The following is a 10,933-nucleotide window of genomic DNA, read 5'->3' as shown; positions in this document are numbered from 1 at the left end:
AATTCAGCTTCCAGATCGGCCAATGCCTCTTCCATCCCAACGCCATTTTTCTGCGCAGTTTTATAGGCCAGCAATTTTGCTCTATATCCTAATATAACTGCCTTAATAGTGCCAAGGTTAGCAATAATTTTGTTAACCGGCCTCACTAATAAGTTAGATGCACCCCTCCTTGGCCAAGCACTTATGGGTGCAGAACCAGAACCATATGTTCCAGCCATAGTGAGCCCCAATGAATCAAAGGCCTCTACTGCTTCATTGAAATCATCATTCGATGAGTCCACTGAGGCCATCAGAGAACCTATGGCCGATCTAATTGCCATGATATTGTCATAACTATGCTTAATATAATTATAATCATACTTGATTATTCTTATAGCTTCTTCATGGGCTGTGGCCAAATCAATCATTTGATTTGGAAAGATTTCGTTTATAGACATCATAGCAATTTTTTCTTCCTTGGTAAAAATGCTTGAGTTATCTATCTCATAAAGAATTTTAAGTTTTTTCATGGTATCCGTAACCCAGTTTCTATTTTCTTCCTGGAGCACCATCATGGCCTGGGATTTGTTCATCTGGGCAAAGACTTCCCCAAATCTAGTGATGAGATCGTTCCCCTTGGCGATGTCGGCCTCGGTGAGCGTCACACCCAATGAAGTTTCACCGGGTTGCATCTTTAGGCCATTGATCCCTGTGGACAACGACGATAACACTCCACTCAGTGAATCGTAGGCATTTCTAATCTCATTTAAAAATGGCTTAAGTTTTTCGTCCTCAAAGGAATTCAAATTCGGCTGCAAAGCCTCATATTTGGCCATAATATCAGCCAGATCTTCCGGCACCACCAATGCATTATCCTCGTAACCCGGTAGATACTCATCCAAAGAGCTTACAAAATTGTCATAGCCTGTCACGCCACCAATACCATCCTTCTCCCTTACATCGTTATAGCTACTAAAGGCGGCGTAAAACTGCGTCCAGGCGAAGTTGATATCCTGCTTTGAAACCTTGACCTCGATAGCCTCATAAGCCTCTAAAGCCTCTTTTATTTTGCCATATTCTTCCACAAAACCCTCACCAATCGCTTCACCCTCTATGTATGTGTTAAATAACTCATCGATGGAAGCAAAGATATTAATATTCGGTCTATTTTTAAAAATATTTATGGCTTCAGCAAAAGCATTATAGGTGGTTTCAAGCTCTTCGCGTAGCTGTTCTCTCTTTTTTTCCGTAAATTCATTTATATTTTCATAGTCTATCCACGAATTAAGAAAATTTTCATACTCTGTCAGCGCCCCAAGGTAAATTTCATAGTCTGCCAGCTCTTTAGAGGAACTTTCATAGTCTGTCTGCGCTTTAATGTAATTTTCATACTCTGTCTGATCTTCAATGGAATTTCCATAGCCTGTCTGTGCGCTAAGAAAATTTCCATACTTTGCCTTCGCCCCAAGGTAAATTTCATAGTCTGTCAGCTCTTTAGAGGAACTTTCATAGGCTGTCTGCGCTTTAATGTAATTTTCATACTCTTTCTGCGCTTTAATGTAATCTTCATACTCTGTCTTCGCGGTAAATAACTCATTATAGGCTTGTTTGGTATCACTGGAAAAAGAATTACCTTCACCGCCTATTGCTTCCCAGGTGGTCAGAAGATTATTGTAGGATTCGCAAATATTACTAAGAGAAACGGCTTCCTGAATATCCGCCGTGGCCATTAACCTATCCAAGGATTTTATCAGATTAGCACCACGGACTGTTTTATAGGCATCCAAAGACTTCTTGAAATTATCGTAGACTGTCTCAAGCTTGTCAAAACTATCCCCAACTAAACCATTGTAGATACCATTAATGTCTTCAAGTTTCGGCAAAAGCGAATTAATATTTTCAGCGGTAATGGGCCTTACTGCATCCATGGCTTCTTTAAGAGCAGAGCCATCTTCTAGGCTATTCACAGCACTCTCTAGGCTATCCACAGCACTCTCAAATGCACCATAGGCATCATTGATAGTATCAAGTACATCGTCCTCCATGCCCCCGTAGGCATCGATAACATCAACAAGCGAACCGATATTTTCAGCGGTAATGGTCTCCACTTCATCCATGGCTGCTTTAAGAGCAGAGCCATCTAGTGCTATATTCACATCACTCTTAAATGCACCATAGGCATCATTGATAGTATCAAGTACATCGTCCTCCATGCCCCCGTAGGCATCGATAACACCAACAAGCAAACCGATATTTTCAGCGGTAATGGTTATATCGCCAACGGCATCTAATGCATCACTAAAATTCGTATCCAATGACTTTAGATCATTATCTGTAGCAATAGTTTTAAACGCAGTATACTTTGTATTAATTTCATTTGGCGTATTAAAATCATCGGCTATCTTGTTTTTTATATCACCAATTTCACCAATCGTCTCCCAATCAGTAATCAGCGTTCTACAGGATTCATTAATTCCTACTAAAGCCTCAAACCCTTTTTTTTCCTTTCCATTCTCCTCATACTTAAAGTTTTCCCAATTGTCTCCAACCCTTTCGTTGAAGCCTGTTATTTTAATTTTCAGATCATTGTACTTAGAAATTACCTTAAAATCGTAGTATCTACCACCATTCTGAAAGTCTTCCGTTTCAAAGATAGCTATGGTCTCTTCTAATTCAGCATAGGCTTTCATGACCCTTGATTTATCATTTGTAAGATAATTCAGAAGATCATCTATAACCTTCTCGCGAGCATCCTTAAGAACCTTATTATCATTATTACTTATACCATCATTCCATTTACCATCCTTATCCCAAAAACTATAATCCCACTCGATATTATCTGTATTATAATTTGGATCATAGGCTATAATGGCATCTTTCTTGGCATTCACATATGCATCGATAAGAGCTTTATACTTGGTGCCAAAACTGCCATTCGCCATTAATATACCACGACCTTTCTTACGGCAAGCTAGCTTGTTTTCACCTTCGGCATAGCCTCCCACATACATTTCAAACCTGGAGAAATCATCCCCTGACTTGTCGTAGTTGTCGTAGTACTGCCACTTACCCCAGTTAGAGGAACCATAATTCTTAAAAGCAAAAAGCCCACCGTAGTAATCTTGAAAATAATAAATTTCTCTACAGATTGCTTCCAGTTTAGCAATGACAAAGGCTTGGCAATTATCCACGGCGGCGACGAGATCTCCATAACTTGATGCACAACTATCTACAGCCTTATAACTATTCACAGCGGTATTGAGGGCAGCATAGCTATCACTACAAGCACCAATGGGATTATAACTACCCACGGCGTCGATTAGGTTATCATATTTGGAATTACAGTCATCAACATCGGTTTTAAGTGTATTGTAAGCAGTGGCTTCTTCAACGAAGGAATCGCAGGCTGTATTGACATTTTCTAGCAATTCCAGATTGGCTTTGTCGCTATCCTGTTCGGCCACGGCATCTTTTAACTCAAAATATGCGTTATTAGCATAGCCGAGCTTATCTGCTTTTTCCTTCTCAGGGATGTATGCCTCCAACCTATACTTGTAATCTTCAAGCCTCCATTTAAGGTCATCTCGGACTGTCTCCATGGCCGTATTGAAGACTTTGATGACCCTCTCCATCACATGAACATCCTTCTTTAGATCGGCGGACAAGTGCTCAGGCTTAAAATTATCGCTAAGCTCAGTGATATCATCTATGAATTCAAAGTTTGATACCGCTCTACTAATTTCATTGGGAAGATTACTCAGCGAAGCCAAGGTAATGCTGTTGATATAACTATAGAGAGCATCATAGCTGTAGGAACTCAAAAAAAATTTCGAAGCAATGCCCGTAGCCACATCGGCCATGGCCTGATTGATCACGCCCTCCGGAGTCTGATAGGTCAATGACGTCACCACATCATTCATTATCTCCTCGAAGGAATATTCATCACCATCCTTTAGCCATAGATTTTCCTCAATCTTAGCCATCATAGTATCGCAAATTTCCTCAGATATCATCGACGAACTATAGCTACTTAACTCGGTCTTGGCACCCTCATATTGGACAGAATTACTCGCCCAATTGGGATATAAAATATCTATAAATGAACCTATAATCTCGGCTTTATGGTTATCCAATGCGTAATTCAGCTTGTCGGTCAATGCCTCAACTTCTTCATCAATCGAGTAATTTTTGTAATCATTTAGGACCTTTTTAATCCCGTTGGCATCAAATAGTTTCTCCTTCAGCTTAACAAAAGCCGCCCTAAGAGAATTCCTATTGATTTCAGATTTGTTAGATAAATATACATTTATTGCGGACAAATAGTTCGTCATCACACCATTGGCATTGGTGTAGGTCTTTAGCTCATTTAACATCATATTATAGACTTCAGATAGCATATTCATCAGCCTACTTGCATCACCGTTACCTTTGGTCATAGGCAATGGACCCAATGCATTCAAGCTCTTTATGCCTTCGGACATGGCTAAAAGAGAAGATGCCTTGCATATGTCACCAATTATCGAATCTAGATTTTTAAATCTATTCATATAGATATAGTAGGTATCAATCATACCGCCATCCAAAGAGCTAAATATGGTCTTGATTATCTCTATGCTCGGAAATCTAGCTGCTATGCTACCACTACTATCATTGTCATTCTTATAATATTTCGCTGGATCAATCTCTAACATATCTCCAAATATCTTGGCTATGGAAATATTATTGGGATCAAAATCATTTATGGTTTGAATCAATTTGGTTGTATTCAGCCACGCCATCGCATTGTGGGCTTTTATTTTATCAGTTACCTTTCCTTTCACTTCATCATTCGTGGCCCAGGACGGATATACATTTTGCAGATTCGTCAATAGAATACCCAGCGTATTGTATTTTAAAATATTCTGCACATCGGCCATGGTCGCCGCCAACTTTTGGGCATCTTTGGCCTCAATATCTGGAAAATTTTTAGAATTTACGGTACCAATGACACCATCCACCGCAAATATTACTGCTGAGACCTTTTCCAAAACACCTTCGTCTGTCGGACCATGCGAAGCCAGATAATTGTTATAATCTGTCAATTTCGGCAATACATTTACTTTTATTTGCCCCAAAATAACATTATAAGCTTCGACAAATTCCGATATAATTGCAGCTCTAGATCCGGTTTCCGTTGGTGGCTTTTGAGCGGTCGTTAACGTGGAAATTGCGTCTATCACAGTCTGTATATCGTCCGGTGCCACCGTTTTTGATAATTTCGCGAACTGTTCATTCAGTGTGACTAGACCGTCGGTACACAGCTTAAACTGAGCATTCATGTCACTACCCAAACCAGCATTTACGGTTTTTTCCAACTCCAAAAGTCCAGGAGTAATATTTGCTCCTTTGACTCCTGGTATGGTATCGACCAGCAACTTCCGGAGCGTGAAATCTATGGTCGTGGAATCCGCGTATTTTACAATATCCTTCAATAAAGGATCTTCGGGATCAAATTTTATTCTATTTCCCTTGGTCAAAAGAGCATGAAGTTCTGCCAAAAATTTATCATTCGTATATAAATCTGTACCGGTATAATTCTTAATAGTCTTTAAAATTTGCGAAATGATTATCTGCGGATCCGTATCAAAATTGTACCCCTTGATCGTATCAGCAATGCCATTGACATATCTATAATCAGGAGAGTTTAACGTTGTGGCCGAAACAAAATTGCCATTGTCGTTTGTCTTTAATATGCCATAGTCGATGGCAATCTCGTAGACCTTATTCAGCAATAGCTGCCTCTGTACATCATCGGTACGCCAATTTTCCACCAAATCATTGGTCAAAAGCAGGAAAAAATCTTGGTTAAAATAATTTGCTTTCACATAGGACACATAGATATCTATGAGATAAAGCTCAATAATTAGATTGGTTTTTTCATTCTGCAGTCTCTTCTTAACCAACTCTGTGATTTCATCGTAGGAGCCGGTAAAGCCACTCAATATTTTCTCCAGCTCCCTATTGTAATCGCTTATGTCAAATTTTTCACGTGAAGCATAGCATTTTATACCGAACCTATTGTAGGTAGTTATATATTTCAATATCATTTCCTCCATGTTCAGTTTATCATTGGTGAAAAATTCCGAAAATAAATCGTACTGGTTCATTAGGTCCTTAAATCTAATATATTCGGAACCTTCCAAAAAACACTTGCCTTTGTTTTCGAAGGCCTGCATGGCTTCATAAAACACACCATACTGTTTGCGCAATTCCGTGATTTTATTTTGAATGGTAACGCAGGCCACGGGCCTATTGCCAGCCAATGCCAACCAATCATCTATGCCGGCCGCCGTGGCAAGCAGTTCATTCCTAAGCATCGGCTCATAATGATCTTTCAGTAACTTGCCATAGGCATATTCCCATTTAAGCTTTGTCGCTTCATCTAATTCCAGAGACGGATCAATCTCCTTATTTTTATCAGTTTTAACCAATAGACTTTTTATATAATTAAGCTGAGCCTCGATTTTCTTTTTATTGGCATTTGTCACTGCATTCTGCGCTGTTTTACCAATGACTTCATAGGCCATTGATGAAGCACTGATTTCATTATCTGGTACAAGCAATGCACTGAGCACTCCTTGCACTTCATTTTTCAGGGCTTGAACATCAATTACATGCTCAGTATCCACCAGTGTATCGAGATTTTCTACGACTTCAGCCAATGCTTCTTTTATGGCATTTGAAACATTTTGATTGGAAACATCACTGGAAGAAATCAGTAGATCCGATACCACAGTTACAACCTTTTCGCTTATTGCACTGATCAATGTGTTGGAAAACTCATCGGAGATTGAATATCTAACATCTTCTGCTAAATTTACATCCAGCCCTTGATTCAATTTTCTTAGATTTAATTCCTTTAGGATTTTTTCCAATGATAAACGCTGAGAAACCTGAGATTTTATCACAGAAAATATTCCACTATTTACTTCGGCATGGACGAATTTATCCAGGCTAAACATTTCTTCATTGAGAACTTGGATTATGTCATCCAAATCTCCTGGTCTGCCATCAACTATATCGATTTCGCTAAGACCAGTTGGCAATGGGACCTGGGATTTTTGAACCTTTAGCTTCTGTAGGAAATATTCCATACAATTTTTAAATGCATCTATATTATCTGCTGAAATCATTGTGGCTTCAGAAATTTGTATTCCTTCATCATGAGATTTAGTCACAACCGCAGACAGATCCTTCATCGTTATATCGAACCTCTTCTTATTCACCTCATCGATGATAATGCTCCTGATATCCAATGGAGCACTGGATATGAATTCACCATTCCCACCTAGCATAGTTCTCAATTGGGACTTTACTTCATTGCTGACAATTTCCGACGGTAAATCATTTATTATCTCCGTGATTTTATTCGAAATTGATGAAAATGCATTCGATGATTCGGTTTTCACTGCGATCATTGCCACCTCGACGACTTTGGCAACTATCTCTTCCAGTAGAGACTTCGAACCGGCCTCTTTGCTATTTAATGCTAGGTCTACTTCGTTTCTCAGAATTTCATTTTGAATCAAAGCCAATTTGTTCTTAACTATGGCTTCGGGAAATTCGGCCAATACAGTCTTTGCAATCTGTTCACCCAATATTTCTGTGGCTTCAGTGGATATGGAAGCATTATAGTCGAACGAATCCCTGATCAAATAATAGTTTACATAGGAAATCAACTGTGCCCAGGTGCAATTATTTGGTAGTGATGGCAATACGGAAAACGATCCGAGAAATGAATGTCGCATATTATTCCACTGGGATTTTGCTTTTAGCAGAAACGCAGCAGAATTTTCCAAAGAAATGGATTCGTTTCTATCAATGCTATAGGCTGCATTTTCCAAATATTTCTGCTGCTCTACAAAGGTCAAACTCTCGATACTTTTTTGATCAAATCCATACTCTTCTGCCACAGACCAGGCATGGTCTATGGATGAAGGTGCCAATGGAGCTTTGGTGATAAATTCAAAGCGAGCCATATCCGGTGCCAGGGAAGAATCTGGAAGTTTATCAATATTACGCAATGCATACTCTGGCAATGACTTGAGCATTGAATCCAAATCATTATCTATCGCCGATTCCCTGGGTGTCGGAGCCGCCGGCGCAATGGGCTCTTCAAAGGTTGGAAACAATGTATTGGCCACGGCACTCGAAGAAATTGGAGCTTTGTATTCTTCGGGTTCTCTTATGCCAAGCTGCCAGGCCATGGGCACTTCCCCCGGCGACTTCTTCACCTCCGAAGGGCTTGGACGCGGCCCGAAACCTCCCTCGGGAATATTTGCTTCATACTCATAGAACGCGACATGTTTGCCCTTATTGAAAACATTATTCCTAGGATCATTCGGGTCTTCAAAATTTGGAGCCATGGCACCACCGGTCCCTGGGGCATAATCTGCTGGATTTATCTTTATCATAGGTTCCTCCGTTATTGACTTATAGTTTTAACCTTCTCCTGATCTTAACTTTTTTACTGACATCCACATTTGACTTAACGTTTTCTGGTTCAATGTGTTGCGACAATATGACCGGCAATTCGCTGGCATTGACTATCTGTTTATTATTTTCCGGTGTGGATTTGACGTTTTTGTCCAAATAGTGCCTATTTACCGTCGATCTCAATGCGGAGATCACAGTGCCTCGACTACGGCTAGAACGATAGGTTTTACTTCCATTGACCGATGGTTTCGGTTTTACAACATTATCGATCCTATCATTCTCCGATTTTTTCTCAGAAATATCATGGTCACATTTCGATTGCATGATGCCGGCTTTTTCCAATTCTTCGGCAACTTTTTTCATGACTTGATGGGTAGAAATTTGCTGCATATCATCCTTGGGCTCAACCTTTTCGGCATATTCAGAAATAGAGAAATCACTATATTCATCCGATCTTGAAAATTCCGAGATTTTAGCCTTATCACAGGACTCTTTGCAGGTTGAAATCGCTGGGCGATCGGCGGCTTGTTCTGATGGTAGCTGAAAGGAAATATTTAGCCCTTCATTTATTGAATTTCTCACCTCTAGCTCGGAAGCTTTTACGCTCTCGATGGATTCCTCAAGTTTGTACCTAACCCTGTCCATTTGTTGCAAAGAAGTGCGCTTATCCTCAGTATTAATCGCGATTTCCACCTTCTCTTTTTCCGGCTCCTTTGCTTTACGGCGAAGCAGCTCATGGGATTTTTCGTCATTTTGAGCATCGATTTCGAAAGGAAGCTTTTTCCATCCATTCGATGGTACCAATCCCATCATCTCAAGACGACTGCGTTCGGTCTTTACAGCCTCTAACACGTCAAATTTATAGGATTTTGCAAATTCCAGTTCAAAAAACTTGCCAATGGTGTCATCATCTAAACAATAGTCGTTAAACATTTTATCAGCCAATGCCAAAAGATTTCTAGCCTCAGAAATCTGGGTATTATTTTTGTCTTCTTTGTTCGTAAAAATTTTGAATTCATTTGCCATAGCACAAATCCCTCCAATTATTTTAATTATAAATTATCCAAGTGAAATTCTTCCCAATGGTTGTATGGTTATTTCTTCGGTTAGCTCCTGATGAGACAGTACCGGCATTTCATACAGCTCAAGTTCTATCAGTTTGCGTACATAACGCCTTATGTCCATTGATGTTAGTAACACAGGTCTATTGGATTCTTTGGAAAAATCTCCCACTTCCTCCTTAACCTTATGTACAATTTGCTTTGCCGTATCCGGTTCAAGCGCTAGATAACTTCCTGCCGATGTTTGCCTTATGGCTTTTCTGACCACATCTTCCACCGATGGATCCAGCAAATACACTGCCAAAATATTCTGCCCACCGCTATATTTATAGCTGATATACCTTTTGAGGCTGGACCTCACATAGTCTGCCAACAATACTGGTTCCTTTTCCTTTTGGCCCCAGTCTATGAGACACTGCATGATTAATCGGAGATTCCTTATGGAAACATCTTCTTGCACAAGACGCTGTAGCACCTCGCCAACCTTTTGTACCGGCAGAACCCTCTGAACCTCCTTTACTAGTTCTGGGAAATTTTTTTCCATATTTTCCAGAATAAATCTGGTTTCCTGCAAACCAATGAACTCACCGGAATACTTTTTTAATATGAATGATAAATGATAAGTAAATATTTGAGGTGTAGTCATATAGCTGATGCTGGCCTTATCCATCTGTGGGACGAGATCTTTGCTCACCCAAAGCGATGGTATGTTTGGCAAAAATGCCTTCTCCTCTTGGTAAGAAATATTTAGAATTCCAAGGCTTTCCTTGGATTCGCGAACCAATACATGATCCTTGAGAATCCGACCTTGAGAAATCGGAACCTCTTGCAATAGAATTTGATATATACCATCGGTAAGATTTTCGTTAAATCTCAAATGGATACCAGGAAATGGTACACCAAGATCATAGTACAGAGCTTTCCGAATCTGTATTAGTTGATCATTCAAAGCAGTGGGATCCACCGAATCCTCTATGGATGAGGCCACATCCAACAGCAACGGCACAGTAACGGAAAATTCCTCCTTCTCTTCTTTAAATGTGGGAATATTTGGTGCAATATCCGATGGCATACCGGTGGCTTTGGCAAGTTTTGCCGTTTTGGGAACATCGCCCTTGCCATCGCCTTCGGATTTCATCAGCGAACGCCCGGCCAAGACAGAAATAATACCAATGATCACAAATGGTATTTTTGGAAATCCTGGTATCAACATGAAACCGACGATTAGACAACCACCAATGACCAGTGCTTTCGGCCTTGACAATAACTGCTTACCTATGTCACGGCCCAATGGATTGGCCGCATCGGAGGATACCCTGGTAACTATCACACCGGCGGTAATAGATATCATCAGCGCCGGTATTTGCGAAACCAGACCATCTCCTATGGTCAATATGGAATACACTTCTATGGCTTTG

At 40.1% G+C, this 10,933-nt stretch carries 3 protein-coding genes; all 3 read right to left on the bottom strand.

The features are described from left to right. A partial coding sequence (locus tag LBH49_00645; GenBank protein MDR0351148.1) for a hypothetical protein occupies positions 1-8,432 on the bottom strand: 8,432 nt, incomplete at its 3' end. Between the two features lie 19 nt (positions 8,433-8,451). After that, positions 8,452-9,480, bottom strand: a complete 1,029-nt coding sequence (locus LBH49_00640; GenBank protein ID MDR0351147.1) for a hypothetical protein — start codon at positions 9,478-9,480, stop codon at positions 8,452-8,454. Between the two features lie 33 nt (positions 9,481-9,513). Beyond that, the coding region (locus LBH49_00635) for an FHIPEP family type III secretion protein (protein MDR0351146.1) at positions 9,514-10,933 on the bottom strand (1,420 nt) is incomplete at its 5' end.

Source organism: Puniceicoccales bacterium (assembly GCA_031255005.1).
In the GTDB taxonomy this organism is placed as follows: domain Bacteria; phylum Verrucomicrobiota; class Verrucomicrobiia; order Opitutales; family LL51; genus JAIRTH01.
The sequence above is the reverse complement of the archived record's forward strand: the minus strand, read 5'-3'. Positions and strand labels throughout refer to the sequence as shown.